Genomic DNA, 13,138 nt, shown 5'->3' on the forward strand with positions numbered 1-13,138 from the left:
TTCACGCGCGCCGATCGTCGTGATGTGCTGACGATTCCGCTGCCGCGCAGCGACCGGCCGTATCGCATCGTGTCGCGCCACGACGTGGGCCTGATCGAAGTGGCGAAGAAGGAAAAGGATGGCTCGTTCCGCGGTGAGAGCATCCGCGTGACCGATCCGGCGAAGTTCTGGGCCGCCTCGCGCTACCTGATCATCACCGAGAAGTAATCGCGACGGCTGCCCCATCAACAAACGCGGCGCGCATCATGACGATGCGCGCCGCGTTTGCTTTCCTGTCATTCGATTTGCTCAAACGTGCGGCAGCTCGCGTTCGCCCATGCTGCCACCTTCCCGATGCCAATTGAGTTCCTCGGAACTCATCGGGCGGATGGCCAGATCGACGGCCAGCCAGGTCGTCTTGGAAAACGGGTAACACAACACGCAGCCCGCCAACATCAGGAAGCCGGTCACGTAGGTGATGACGTTCCAGGGCGGATTGGGCCAGGTCGCGATCACAAAGGATCCCACGCAGAACGCGAGAATCAGTTCGACCGCAATGAGGTTGAAGAGGTACGCACCAACGAAGTAGTCGCCCTCTCCACGCTCGAGACGCAGCCCGCAGGTGGGGCAGTTGGTCTTGAGGGCAAAGAAGCTCTTGAAGATGCCGCGACCGCCGCAGTGCGGGCAGCGCAACCGGACAGCGCGCGTAATCAGCTGCCAGGTGGTGGCACGGGTCGTTGTTGGGCTCATCGTTCCGGAAGTGTGCCGAGGAACTCGGCGAGATACTTGCCCCAGATGCGCGGCTGTGAATGCGTACCGTGTCCGCGGGTTTCCGGGGTGATGGGCAGCAGGATGAACCGAGTCTTCGGCATCTGCGCCGCGAATTTCTCGGCCATCCCCAGTTCAGGCGGATTCACCTGATCATCGGCCGAGTTGATGAACAACGCCGGCGCCTTGATCTCCCCGATCCGCGTCGACGGGTCGTAGTCCCGTGACGCATCGAACTGGTAGAGGAAGTCGTTGGCATCGGTGGTACGCATCCGTGCGTCGAGGTAGGCGCGGATGACCGAATCGGCCTTGTCCCGCGTAGGCGCCTGCGCCTGCTGGACCAGCGGCGCGCTCGACATCATGTACAACAGCATCTGGGCCGCCTTGAGGCCGGGCGGCTGCGTCTTGTATTCACCGCCCTGCCAAGCCGGATCGTCGCGGATGGCGTCCATAGCCATCGTGCGGATCATGCGGTTGCGGCCGGCAATCTGGGACGGCACACAGGCCAGCGGCGCGAGGCCGTCCATGAATGCCGGGTGCGTGTAGCCCCACACCCAGGCCTGCATGCAGCCCATGGAGGTGCCCATGATCAGGCGCAGGTGATTCACGCCGAGGTGCTCGGTGAGCAACCGGTGCTGGGCCGACACCATGTCGGCATAGCCGTACTTGGGGAACTTCGCATGAGCGCCGTCACTGGGCTTGCTGGAGCCTCCGTGGCCGATGCCGTCGGGCAGAATCACATAGTACTTGCTGCTGTCCAGCAGTTGGCCGGGGCCGAAGAGCTCTCCGGCGTAGGTGGGGGTCAGGAAGGACCGCCCACTGCCTCCGGTGCCGTGCAGGATCATGACCGCGTTGCGCACCGTACCCCGGGCATCCTTGCGGGGGGTGCCCAGCGTGGTGTAGTGCACGCGGACTTCGGGGAGCGAGGTGCCGTCGATGAACGTGACGTTGCGGAGCACCGCCTCCCCCTGCTTGCCGGCCTGCGCCCAGCCCGATGCGGCAGGCTGCTGCGCATACACGAGGGCAGGTCCGACCAACAACAAGAAGAGGGCGGCCCGGGCCGCCTTGGCGCCCAGGTGAGTCGTCTTGAACGAGCGAGCCAAGTGGCGCGTCAGTGTGGGCATGTATGCAAGATACGCGGATCCCATGGAAAAACAGCCAAGCGACCTCAACCGTATGCTCGTTACGAAATCCGACCTTGGGGTGTGCTTGCCTTCGGCAATCACACTGGTAGGTTCGCTGCTGTGAGCTATCGGCGAAGCTGCCCCAAGTGTGGCGAGACGTACGACGAGACCGTTGCGTTCTGCGCAAAGGATGGCTCGTCGCTGACCATCGTCGACGAGAGTGATCTCGTCGGGAAGGTGGTCGGCGGCCGCTATCGCGTGATCTCGCGCATCGGTGAAGGCGGAATGGGTCAGGTGTATCTGGCCGAGCATATCCGCATGAAGCGCAAGAGCGCGATCAAGATCATGCGGCAGGCCTTGCTGCATGAACCGGAGGCGCTGCAGCGCTTCACGCGCGAGGCCGAGAACGCCAGCAAGATCAATCATCCGAATGTCGCGGCGATCTTCGACTTCGGTGAGACCGACGAAGGCCTCGTGTATCTCGCGATGGAGTTCGTCGATGGCGAGTCGCTCGCGGCCACTCTGAAGCGTGAGGTGGCGCTGCACCCCGTGGTTGGTGCGGACATCATGGTGCAGGCGGCGGACGCGCTGCAATCGGCACACGATCTGGGCATCCTGCATCGCGACATCAAGCCCGACAACGTGATGGTGTCGAAGCGTGCCGATGGCACGTTTGTCGTGAAGCTGGTGGACTTCGGTATCGCGCGTTCGATGGACCGCAGTGCGCAACAGGTCACGCGCACCGGCTTCGCGGTGGGCACACCGGAGTACATGTCGCCGGAACAGCTGTCCGGTGATGTGCTCGACGTGCGCTCCGACCAATACTCGCTGGCACTGGTGGCGTTCATGGCCCTCACCGGCCACGATGCGTTCGTGAGTGCGTCATCGAAGGAATCGCTGATCGCACGTCTCACGAGCCGTCCGCGTCGCCTGGAGGAGGTGCGCAGCGATCTCGAATGGCCGTTGTCCCTGCAGGATGTGTTCGACAAGGCGCTCGCGCCCGATCCGGTGGATCGCTACGCCACCATCGGGGAGTTCGGCAACGCGCTGGCTGACTCCGTGTCGGAGATGACGCCAACGCAGACCGCCGAGATCTATCGGCATGCACTGGGTCAACGCATCAGCAGCAACGTGGCGTCCCGCACGCCGCTCGATGGTTCCGTCGTACGCACGCCGGCGGCGGGCAACAACACGCAGCGCCAGCACGCTCCACCGCCAGAACCGTTGCGTCGTTCGCGCAAGGATCCGGTGCACATGGGACGCCGTCGGTCGGTGTTCCCCTATATCGTGCTGCTTGGCGTGTTCACGTATGGTCTCTGGTGGTACGGCGAGAGCCAGCCCGAAGGCAGCACGATGCACAACGTGTCCGATCGCATCGGTGCGGTATCCAGCAAGGCACGTTCGACGATTTCCGGGTGGGTCGGCTCTGATTCCACGGTGGCGGACTCCACGAAAGTGGTGGCCCCTGCTCCGGTGGCGGCTCCGCGTCGCACACGTCGTCGTGCTGCGGACTCGACGCCCACCACTCCCAAGCGGGATAGTGCAGCTCCCGCCGTCGTCGACTCGTCGGCCATCAAGCGCGACACCACTGTGCCACCGAAATAGTCAGGAAATAATCAGCGCGTACGGTTGATGCGCGATCGCTGAAACGTCGAAGGGGCGGCTCCGGAATATCGGAGCCGCCCCTTCTGTCTACCTGCCAGACTGCCTGATCGCCTTACTTGCCGGCGTCGAGGTCATTCCAGTTGAGCAGCGCGTTGAAGCCGAGGAAGAACGTGCCCTGTGTCTGCCAGCGCCAGAACGGGCGGATGGCGAACATGACCACGTGTCCCTTGCCGACCGGCGCATCGATGAGCTGCGCGCGATTGGCCAGCGCTTCCCCACCGGCGAGCGTGCCGGAGAGCAGCATGTCGCCAGCGTTGGCCGGGAACTGCAGGATGACGCGCGGACGCGTGCCGTCGATGCCCGTGGCACCGCCGAACATGCCGCCACCACCGCCGCCGCCGCCGAATCCACCACCGCCCTGACCGCCACGGGCTGCACCGGCCGGGGCTGGTGCACCCACCGAATCAGGCTTGTTGAAGTTCCACGTGGACAGACGCAGCGGCGCCGCATTCGGCGTGACGTTCTGGGCCAGCGCCGCACCGGCGCCACCCTGCACGCCCGCGAACAGACCGGCCGAGCCACCGACGTTGAGCACCGGGTCCTGGTTGAAGTACACCGGGAGCTGGCTGTCGAAGCCGTAGGCGAGCGGGCTCGCCTTGTCCGTCACGACACCCCGCATGATCGAACCACGCGCGAACAGCTGGCTCGGCGATTCGATGTTGATGCCGCTGGTCAGGTTGTACGCCGGGAAGATCGTGGACGTGGAGCCTTCCACGATGAGCGTACCACCCGCCTGCACGAACTTGTACAGCTCGGTGAGGCCGTCGATGCCGAGACCACCGCGGATGTCTTCGGCTGTTTCGAGCGCACCGAGGTTGGGCGTCTTGGCCGTCTTCTTGTACGGCAGCGGCGTGTCGCCGTTCTTGATGATGCCGGCCACGTGCGACTGCGCACTGCCACCGACGTGCGGGTAGATGATCACGTCGTACTTCGCACGCAGGTTGCCTTCACGCAGGCGAATGTCGCCGAAGTACGTGTAGGGGATACCGTACGTGTCGAGCGCCGCACGCACCCAGCCTTCGTCCTGCGTACGCTGCCAGGCGTGCACATAGCCGATGCGCGGCAGGTCGAGTTCATGCTGCTTGACGGTCGGTGCGGTCGCAACGGCCACGGCGGAAAGACCGAGTTCCTTGAGCGACGCTTCGATCTTGGCACGGTCGCCGGCCGGCACGATGAACGCGCCCGGCTTGAACGTGCGGCCACCCGCCTGGAACTCCGCCTCGGCGGCGAACATCTTCGTCGTCGCAAACGTGGTGCGGAACTTCATCAGGTTGTTGTCCGACGTGTGCTCGAGCACGAGCACCGGGCCCGATCCCTCGATGCCACCCGCGGCCACGACCTTCGCGTTCACCGCGTTCATCGGCTGCGTCAGGATGCTCTTGTCGGCGATCGGGAAGATCGCGACGTTGCGCATGAACTGGAACGTCCAACCCGTGTCGTCATACGGACGCGGGTTCGTGGGCGAATAGTTCTGGATGCTGAGGTACATGTCGGCGAGCGTGCGATACGGCTGGTCGCCGCGCACGATCCAGTCGCCGGGCTTCACATCGAGCGTGCCCACGCGGAACGCGCTGGTGGCCATGTGCAGCTCGAGACCCTGCTTGCGCAGTTCGTTCACCGCGTCGGCCGCATCGGCCTTGCGACGCTGGCCCGCCGGAATCACCCACGCGAACGGTCCTTCACCCGTCGTCCCCTTCGCCACGGCCCGCTTGTTCTTGAGCCAGTAGTTCTCGAGGTACATCTTCTTGTTGTCGGCGAAGTGCTTGAGCGAGATCAGCACGCCCGACTGCTGGATGTTCACGTTGTTGCGCGGGCCCCACTTGATGAACGGGAGGGGCGGATTGGGCCGGAACCATTCCTTGCTGGTGGTCGTCGGGCCCGGGCGCACTTCGTAGTTGTCCGGACCGTAGCTCTGGACTTCGTAGAAGCGACCAATGGCGTTCTTCGTGTGCGCCACGAAGAACATGTAGTTCGGCGTCCAGCCGTCGTAGAAGCCGTACGTGAACACGCCCGGCACGCCGCGCTTGGTCATTTCGCGCACGTCTTCGATGGCGAGCGTCCACCACTCGTTCACCGTGATCGGATCGACCGCGTCGTTGTACGGACCCGTGCCGGTGGAGCTGTAGAGGTACGTCTGCGCTTCGTGCAGATCGTGCATGACCTGCGGCTTCCACGCGAGGAAGAAATCGTTGACGTGCTTCGTCAGCGCGAGGAACTGGCCCATGCCGTCGCGATTGTTGTCGTGCGCGACGTACTTGCCCCAGTACATGAGCGGCAGGCGGGCGAGGCCCGGTGCCAGCGTCTTGTTGTAGTAGTACGTGTCCACCTGCTTTTCACGACCGTCCACTTCGATGACGGGCGTGATGAAGGTGATGATGTTGTCGCGGATGCCCTGGATGTACGGCGTCTCCTGCACGATCAGGCGGTACGCCAGTTCCTGCAGCGTTTCCGGCCCGCCTGTCTCGGGCGAGTGCATGCCCGACGTGATCCAGTAGATCGGCTTGGTGCTGCCGATCAGGCGCTGCGCTTCGGCTTCGCTCGTCTTGCGCGGATCGGTGAGCGCGGCGAGATCGCCCTTGTACTTCTCCAGATTGGCGATCGTGGCTTCGTCGGCGATGGCCAGCACGGCCATGTCGCGGCCTTCTTCCGTCTTGCCGATGGTCCAGTACTTGGCGCGCTTGGACGAATTGGCGAGCGCTTCGAAGTAGCGATGGATGTCCTTCGCGTACGTCAGCTCACCGGGCGTGCCGACAATGCGGCCGTGGAACTTGAGCGGGGTCGGCACCGTGCTCGACGCCGGCAGGTGGTCCACCAGCTCGGTCGTGATGCGAGAATCCTGGAGATACTCCTTGATCTTCGCTGTGTACTCCTGGTCGATCTGCTGCGCGCCGCCCTGCGCCATCAACGGCGACGCAGTCAGGGCCAGCAGAGCGACCGCATGGCGAGGAGATCGCCATGTCCAACGCCGGGGTGTGCCACGCAACATCGGGGACTCCGCAATGTGTGGGGGGAGGAGCGGGATTGAGGGTATGATCGCACCCATATGCTTCGTACGCACAAGCGGGGTCGTGCGCTCGGCATCGGGCCCGGGTTCCGCCCATCGTCCCCGGAGCGGACATTCTCCCACAACCCACCGCCCAGTCGCGGTGAAATCGCATCCGGACCTCCCTCAATCCGACCGTCGCATGTCTCTCGCGCAGCGCATCGCCCGCACCGGCGCCACCATCGTCGCCACGCTCGGTGCCGCGATCGGTGCCACGTCGGCCCCGGTGATGGCACAGCCCGCCGCACCGTGGCCACCGGTGGCCACCTTCTCCATCCTGGGCTACGACCCGGTCACGGGCGAGGTGGGCGGCGCTGTCCAGTCCCGTGTGTTTTCAGTGGGCAACGGCGTGCTGTGGGCCGAGGCCGGCGTGGGGGCGGCGGCCACTCAGGCTATCGTGGACGTGAGCTACGGCCCGCAGGCCATCACACTGCTCCGGCAGGGGATGAAGCCCACGGACATCGTCAGGCAGATCTGGGAGCGCGACCCCGACCCTCGGCCAGCCGACTGGACCAAGCAGGGGCGCCAGTTCGCGGTGATCGATGCCAAGGGCAACGTGGCGGCGTTCACCGGCCCCAAGGCATCGGAGTGGGCGGGCGACAAGCAGGGCAAGTACTGCACGGCGCAGGGCAACATCCTGGCCGGCGAGGAAGTGGTCAACGCGATGGTGCGCGCGTTCGAAGGCACGGAAGGTCACCTGTCGCTGCGCCTGCTGGCCGCGCTCGAGGCGGGTCAGCAGGCGGGCGGCGACAAACGCGGTATGCAATCAGCGGCCATGCTGATCGTGAAGAAGGACGCGGGTGTATGGCTGCACAACGATGTGGTGCTGCGGCTGCAGGTGGACGACAACCCGGAACCCATCCGCGAGTTGCGCCGTCTGGTGGAGAAGGCCGCCACGCAGCGGCGGCCGCGTCGATGAGCCTCACGATGTCCTTCACGATGTCCCCGCTGCGTCACCTCATCACGACACTGCTGCTGGCATTGGCGATGTGTGCAATGCCATGGGCAGCATCGGCGCAGGACTCGGATCAGACGCCACCTGCCAAGCCCAGAACCGAGTACGTGGTGCTGGTCATCACCGACGGTCTGCGGTGGCAGGAGGTGTTTCGCGGCGCCGAACGCGCGCTGATCGGCAAGGAAGGCAAGGTGGGCGACACCACCGCCATCCTGCGTGATTTCTGGCGTGACACGCCGGAATCCCGTCGCGCGGCGCTGATGCCGTTCTTATGGAACACCATCGCACGTGAAGGACAGATCTTCGGAGACAGCAGCAGCGCCAGCCGCGCCCGCACGAAGAACACGCTCAAATTCTCCTATCCGGGTTACAGCGAAACGTTCACGGGTCACGTGGATCGCCGCATCGACAGCAACGGCTATCCACCGAATCCCAACGTCACGGTGTTCGAGTGGTTGAATCGCGATACCCAGTTCGCCGGCCAGGTACAAGCCTTTGCGACATGGAACGCCTTCCGGCGCATCATCAACACCGATCGCAGCGGCGTGCCGGTGTACGATGGATGGGATCGTGCCGTGCCGCCTGGTGGTGATGTACGGCGCGCACTGCTGCGCGATCTCTATGCGAACAGCACGCGCCTGTGGGCCGACAATGCCATGGACGCACTCATGCACCAGTCCATGCTCACCGCACTCGACGAACGCATGCCCAAAGTGCTGTTCATTGGCTATGGCGAGACCGACGAGTGGGCTCATGCCGGCGAGTACGACATGTACCTGCAGTCCGTCCGGCAGGTGGATCGGTATCTCGAACAGCTGTGGAGACGCTTTCAGTCGAACGCTCGCACGCGTGGCAAAGTGACGATGCTGTTCACCACCGACCACGGACGTGGCACCGGACGCGCATGGAGCGATCACGGTGAAGATGTGACGGGCGCCGAATACCTGTGGAGCGCCGTCATCGGACCGGACACACCATCGCGTGGCGTGCGTGCCAATACGCCCACTGAACAGGCCCAGATGGCTGCAACCATCGCCGCACTACTGGGACGGAATTGGCGCTCTGCTGAAGTCCGGGCTGCGCCCCCCTTGCCGATCTTCGGTGTGACGCGCTAAACGGGCGCGCGGTACAGCATGGCAGACCCGCATGTGCGCGCCCGTTCGCGCGGCACATCATCACCGGACGAGCCATGACTGTGACACATAGATTTTGGGCACGCACGATAGCGCAGACATTCGCGCTCGTCGGCACCATGCTCAGCGCCACCGCCTGCACCTACGACACGCCACTCGAGCCGCCGGCCGAGGACACGCCGTCGTACGACCTGTTGTTCGAGTCCACCCAGCCCGGCGCCGAGGGCATCCCGAGCCTTCGGCTCATGGTATACCGCACCGACAACGGCACCATCTCCCCACTGTTCGGGCAGGAGATCCACGGATCCAGTCCGTCGGTATCGGCGGATGGGCAGCGGGTGGTGTTTGTGGGCGAGTCGGTCGGCGATGTCGACTACGACTATCAGGACCTGTGGGTGGTGACGCGCGGATCCGCGCCGCGTCGGCTTGCGTTGCCGAGTGGCACAGAACACGCACCGTCGATGGCTCCGAATGGCGGGCACATTGCCTATGCACTCGCCGGCGAGTCGCTGTTCTCGCATATCCACCTCACGGACATCGACGGACGCATGACGGCTCCGCTGGCACTCGCGATGGCGCCGGGGCTCGAATACACCTACACGTCGCCATCGTGGTCGCCCGACGGCAGCCGCCTCATCTTCTCGGCGGGCGTGCCCGGAACGCTGCACCTGTACACGATGCGCGCCAACGGCACGTTGCTTCAGCAGGTCACCAACGCCGCATCCAGCGATATCGACGGTGCGTGGTCACCGGATGGACGCACGATCGCCTTCATTCGCACGCTGAGCTCGAGCCGTCAGATCCTGATGACGCGCGACCTCAACACCGGTGCCGAGCGCAGCTTCGAGTACGCCAATCGCAGTCGGCATCCCGCGTGGTCACCGGATGGCTCCCGCATCGCCTTCGTGTCCAACATGAGCGACAACGGCGATCTCGAGTTGTACACGGTGAATCCCGACGGCTCGGCGCTCACCAGACTCACGAACGACAACGTGCGGCAGCAGTACCCGCGCTGGATCAAGCGCTAGGACGCTCGCCGCACAGGATGATGTGACTAGTGCCCGTGGCCGGCCATTGCGTCGCCGCGGGCAAGCGCCAAGTGGTGCGCGCCGTGGTGGTCGCCACTGGTCATCAGCCCAATGAAGCCCAACCCGCGGATGCGCGCCACGGCTGTGGCATCGTTGGGATCCCGCGCGGTGACGACCAGTCGCACGCCGTCGGCCAGCTCGGTACGCTGAAGCTGCGGACCACCGGAGGCGGCGACCATGGCTGCATGCGCGCCGGTCATGCGCTTCACTGCGCCAACCACCTCACCCGATCCCCGTACCACGAACTGTGCGCCGCCGGGTACGGAGGTCGCCTCGACTCGCGTGCGCAGTGTCACCATGTCCATATCGGCGAGGTGCAGGCGGAGCCGCTCCAGATTCACCTTGCTCCAGTCGGTGCGCGGGTCGGATTCGAGCAGTTTGACGATTTCCGCAAGCGCGGCGAATGCGCTCTGGCCCGCCTCGACAGGTGCTGGAGTAGCCGGATGGGTCATGCCTGGGGTGTGCGCATGAGCCTGGGCACCCACCGTGCGGACGGCGGAGAGCAACGCCACAGAGAGCACGACGCGGGTGGTGCGACGAAGGCTGGACATGGGAAGCGGGCTGACACGGCTAGGCGCCAGCGGGCACGGCGCGGATGTGCGGCCTGCGCTGGACGCGGAATGTCAGCAAAGATACCGTTGATGCGTTGTTCAGGGTGGTGTGACTGTTCCACCACCGGCGCCCACCCTTCCTGCGGCGCCCTCGCTCGCTCCCGCATCCTTCCCGTCCGATGACCCAACTCCGCCCCTGGATTGCCGCCTCGCTGCTGGCGGCCGGACTCACCACCTCGCTGGACGCCCAGCAGGGTGCCCGTCCGCCGCGCCAAACCGTCAAGATGGATTCGGCGCGCGCCGCGCTGCTCTATGTGAGCAACAAGCACGAGGACCATCCCGTTGCCGATTACGACGGGGCGATCAAGGAGAAGCAGAAGTTCGACAGCGTCTTCGCCGCCCGCAGCAAGGGGGTGATGAAGTTCTCCAAGGTCACATACAAGAGCACGGCGGACGGACTGGAGATCCCCGCCTACCTGTTCGAGCCGCTCACGACGAAGGGAGACAAGGCGCACCCGGCCATGGTGTGGGTGCACGGCGGCGTGCACGGCAACTTCGACACGCAGTACCTGCCGTTCATCATCGAAGCCACGCAGAAGGGCTACGCGATCGTCGCCCCCGACTACCGCGGCAGCACCGGTCACGGCAAGGCCCTGCACAACGCCATCGACTACGGTGGCTACGAAGTGGATGACGTGGAGTCGGCCGTCTCGGTGCTCAAGGGCCTGTCGTATGTCGACCCCGAGCGCCTTGGCGTGATGGGCTGGAGCCATGGTGGGTACATCACCACGCTGCTGCTGACGCGTGAAGCGCAGGGTTCGCCGTTCAAGGCTGGTGTGGCCATGGTGCCCGTGACCAACCTGCTGTTCCGTCTGTCGTTCAAGGGCCCCTCCTACCAGCGGTCCTTTTCGACGCAGTCGCGACTGAGTGGGCTCCCCTTCGAGCAGCGTGAAGAGTACATCCGTCGCTCGCCGTATTACTGGGTCGACAGCCTCAAGTCGCCGATCCTCGTGCATGTGGCCACCAACGACACCGACGTGAACTTCGAGGAAGCCCGCCCGCTGATCGACGCACTGCGCGCACGGCAGCCGAAGCTGGCCGAGACCAAGATCTACGTGAACCCGACGCCGGGCCCGGTGAGCGTGGGTCACACGTTTAATCGTCGCACCAACCGCCAGACGTTGCTTCGTGATGATTCGCCGGAGCAGATCGATTCGTGGAACCTGACTTGGGCCTTCATCGACAAACACCTGGGGAAGTGATACAACGCCGACCGCGCGGGCGCCCCGATCCGTCTGCCACGCGCCTGAACGCCAGATAGCCGATTGCGTCGTCGAGCCGGGCCCACCGCGTCAGGGTGGGCCCGGCTTGACAGTCAACATATACATATTTAGTAATATGATCATATGCCAACATCAAAGAGATCCATCCAGTGGGCGATCCTGCTCGCCTTGCCAACCCTGGCCGAGACACAGTCGCCCCAGCGGTTGCGACTGGCCGATGCACTGGCGGAAGCTGATCGCGCGGCGTTTGCCAACCGCGAGGCCGTCGGCGCGGTGGCCGCAGCGGACGCGCGGGCCGCGCTTCCCCTCAAAGGGATACTTCCGTCGGCCCGTCTGGAAACGGGATTCCTGCGCACCACCGATCCCATCGGGGCCTTCGGCACCCAGCTGCGGCAGCGGCGCGCGACATCGACGGCGTTCGACCCGGCACGGCTCAACGCCCCCGATCCGATCAACAATGTGCAGAGTGGGGTGGTGCTCGATGTCCCCGTGCTCAACGCCGATGCGCTGAGCGGATGGATGGCCGCCCGGACGGCCACGCGCGCCAGCGAGGCGGCAGCGCAATGGACGAACCGTCAGGTTCGTTACGACGTGGTGCGTGCCTACTACGGCGCGATACTGGCCGGGGAGAAGGTGGCGGCCCTCGCTCGAGCCGAGGCTGCGGCCCACAGTGTGGTGCAACAGGTGGAGCACATGATGGAACAGGGTCTCGTCACCCACGCCGACGCCTTGCAGGCCCGGGTGCGAGCGGCCGATGTGACCCTGCAACTCACTACCGCGCGACACGACGCGTCGACCGCCACGCGGCAACTGCTGCTGCTGCTTGGCCGGACCTCACCGGAGGGGGCCACGCTGCCCCTGCTGCCGAATGCACTGCCGGACGATTCCCTGGTACAGGCGCTGCTGCGGCAGCCTCCGACCTCCACGGCGGAATCGCCCGAGTCGGCCGCTCTTCAACGTGACGACGTCCGTGCGGCCCAACTCGGTCTCGACGCCGCCCGACTCGATGCCCATCGGGCGTCCGCCACCGTGCTGCCTCGCGTGAACGGCTTTGCGCGCTACGACTGGCACTCACCCGCCACACTCTATGCGGGCAGGCCGAACTGGACGGTGGGCGTCATGGCGTCCTGGTCCCTCTTCGGTGGCGGCGCAGAGCTCGCCGACATCGCCGGCGCGCAGGCGCGGATGCGTCTCGCCACCGTGGGACGTGAAGCCGCCGCGGCGCAGGCGGCGCTCGAAGCCGATGAAACCGCGCGCGGTCTCTCCCTCGCAGAATCCCGTCTCGATCTGGCCGCACGAGCAGCAACACAGAGCCGTGAAGCGCGCCGCTTGGTGGAAAGGCGCTATGCCGGAGGGCTCGCGACTATCGCCGAGTTGCTGGGCGCCGACGCCATGGCGACTGAAGCCACACTGAAACATGCGGCCGCGCGATACGAAGCCATCGTCGCGGTCGCGGCGCATCGCCGCGCGACCGGTGCGGATCCTGCGGCCCTTGCCCAGTTGGCCCCCGCATCCATTGCCTCGATCACTGAGCCCACTCGGGAGTAGT

Annotated in this window: 10 protein-coding genes and 1 pseudogene; 7 read left to right on the forward strand and 4 right to left on the reverse strand. The window is 65.1% G+C overall.

Annotated elements, in window-relative coordinates:
• Positions 1–207 (forward strand): annotated as a pseudogene (locus VGE27_RS06620) (hypothetical protein); the annotation flags it as partial.
• Between the two features lie 81 nt (positions 208–288).
• Here the strand turns inward: VGE27_RS06620 and VGE27_RS06625 are convergent.
• Both VGE27_RS06625 and VGE27_RS06630 read right to left on the reverse strand, forming a co-directional pair.
• Complete coding sequence (locus tag VGE27_RS06625) at positions 289–729, reverse strand: DUF983 domain-containing protein (protein ID WP_331048853.1); 441 nt, start codon at positions 727–729, stop codon at positions 289–291.
• The gene (locus tag VGE27_RS06630) at positions 726–1,871 is read right to left on the reverse strand and encodes an alpha/beta fold hydrolase (protein WP_331048854.1); all 1,146 of its coding nucleotides are present in this window, start codon (positions 1,869–1,871) and stop codon (positions 726–728) included. The genes VGE27_RS06625 and VGE27_RS06630 overlap by 4 nt, the downstream gene beginning before the upstream one ends.
• A 120-nt stretch (positions 1,872–1,991) precedes the next feature.
• Between VGE27_RS06630 and VGE27_RS06635 the strand changes: the two genes are divergently transcribed.
• The gene (locus VGE27_RS06635; RefSeq protein ID WP_331048855.1) at positions 1,992–3,476 is read left to right on the forward strand and encodes a serine/threonine-protein kinase; all 1,485 of its coding nucleotides are present in this window, start codon (positions 1,992–1,994) and stop codon (positions 3,474–3,476) included.
• A 112-nt stretch (positions 3,477–3,588) separates the two neighbouring features.
• On the opposite strand, the gene VGE27_RS06640 is transcribed toward VGE27_RS06635, so the two are convergent.
• The gene (locus VGE27_RS06640; RefSeq protein WP_331048856.1) at positions 3,589–6,522 is read right to left on the reverse strand and encodes a M14 family zinc carboxypeptidase; all 2,934 of its coding nucleotides are present in this window, start codon (positions 6,520–6,522) and stop codon (positions 3,589–3,591) included.
• A 199-nt stretch (positions 6,523–6,721) separates the two neighbouring features.
• On the opposite strand from VGE27_RS06640, the gene VGE27_RS06645 reads away from it, so the two are divergent.
• The 3 genes from VGE27_RS06645 (at position 6,722) to VGE27_RS06655 (ending at position 9,695) form a co-directional block, all read left to right on the forward strand.
• Positions 6,722–7,498 carry a DUF1028 domain-containing protein gene (locus tag VGE27_RS06645; protein WP_331048857.1) on the forward strand — a complete coding sequence of 259 codons (777 nt, stop codon included), beginning with the start codon at positions 6,722–6,724 and terminating at the stop codon, positions 7,496–7,498.
• 8 nt (positions 7,499–7,506) lie between these two features.
• Positions 7,507–8,649: a hypothetical protein gene (locus VGE27_RS06650; RefSeq protein ID WP_331048858.1), complete on the forward strand. Its 1,143-nt coding sequence runs from the start codon at positions 7,507–7,509 to the stop codon at positions 8,647–8,649.
• 74 nt (positions 8,650–8,723) lie between these two features.
• Entirely contained in the window at positions 8,724–9,695 is a 972-nt protein-coding gene (locus VGE27_RS06655) for a hypothetical protein (protein WP_331048859.1), read from the forward strand.
• Positions 9,696–9,721: 26 nt separating this feature from the next.
• Here the strand turns inward: VGE27_RS06655 and VGE27_RS06660 are convergent, their stop codons facing one another.
• Positions 9,722–10,306, reverse strand: a complete 585-nt coding sequence (locus VGE27_RS06660; RefSeq protein WP_331048860.1) for a hypothetical protein — start codon at positions 10,304–10,306, stop codon at positions 9,722–9,724.
• 179 nt (positions 10,307–10,485) lie between these two features.
• Here VGE27_RS06660 and VGE27_RS06665 point away from each other — a divergent pair, with 179 nt between their 5' ends.
• Both VGE27_RS06665 and VGE27_RS06670 read left to right on the forward strand, forming a co-directional pair.
• Entirely contained in the window at positions 10,486–11,568 is a 1,083-nt protein-coding gene (locus VGE27_RS06665) for an alpha/beta hydrolase family protein (protein WP_331048861.1), read from the forward strand.
• Positions 11,569–11,712: 144 nt separating this feature from the next.
• Positions 11,713–13,137, forward strand: a complete 1,425-nt coding sequence (locus VGE27_RS06670; RefSeq protein ID WP_331048862.1) for a TolC family protein — start codon at positions 11,713–11,715, stop codon at positions 13,135–13,137.
• The last annotated feature ends 1 nt before the right edge of the window (position 13,138 follow it).

Source organism: Gemmatimonas sp. (genome assembly GCF_036405635.1).
In the GTDB taxonomy this organism is placed as follows: Bacteria; Gemmatimonadota; Gemmatimonadetes; order Gemmatimonadales; family Gemmatimonadaceae; genus Gemmatimonas.

Bases quoted from the DNA above. Each gene is read 5' to 3' on its own strand.
- VGE27_RS06625 (WP_331048853.1), bottom strand. From the start codon at position 729: ATGAGCCCAACAACGACCCGTGCCACCACCTGGCAGCTGATTACGCGC.
- VGE27_RS06630 (WP_331048854.1), bottom strand. From the start codon at position 1,871: ATGCCCACACTGACGCGCCACTTGGCTCGCTCGTTCAAGACGACTCAC.
- VGE27_RS06640 (WP_331048856.1), bottom strand. From the start codon at position 6,522: ATGTTGCGTGGCACACCCCGGCGTTGGACATGGCGATCTCCTCGCCAT.
- VGE27_RS06645 (WP_331048857.1), top strand. From the start codon at position 6,722: ATGTCTCTCGCGCAGCGCATCGCCCGCACCGGCGCCACCATCGTCGCC.
- VGE27_RS06650 (WP_331048858.1), top strand. From the start codon at position 7,507: ATGTCCTTCACGATGTCCCCGCTGCGTCACCTCATCACGACACTGCTG.
- VGE27_RS06655 (WP_331048859.1), top strand. From the start codon at position 8,724: ATGACTGTGACACATAGATTTTGGGCACGCACGATAGCGCAGACATTC.
- VGE27_RS06660 (WP_331048860.1), bottom strand. From the start codon at position 10,306: ATGTCCAGCCTTCGTCGCACCACCCGCGTCGTGCTCTCTGTGGCGTTG.
- VGE27_RS06665 (WP_331048861.1), top strand. From the start codon at position 10,486: ATGACCCAACTCCGCCCCTGGATTGCCGCCTCGCTGCTGGCGGCCGGA.
- VGE27_RS06670 (WP_331048862.1), top strand. From the start codon at position 11,713: ATGCCAACATCAAAGAGATCCATCCAGTGGGCGATCCTGCTCGCCTTG.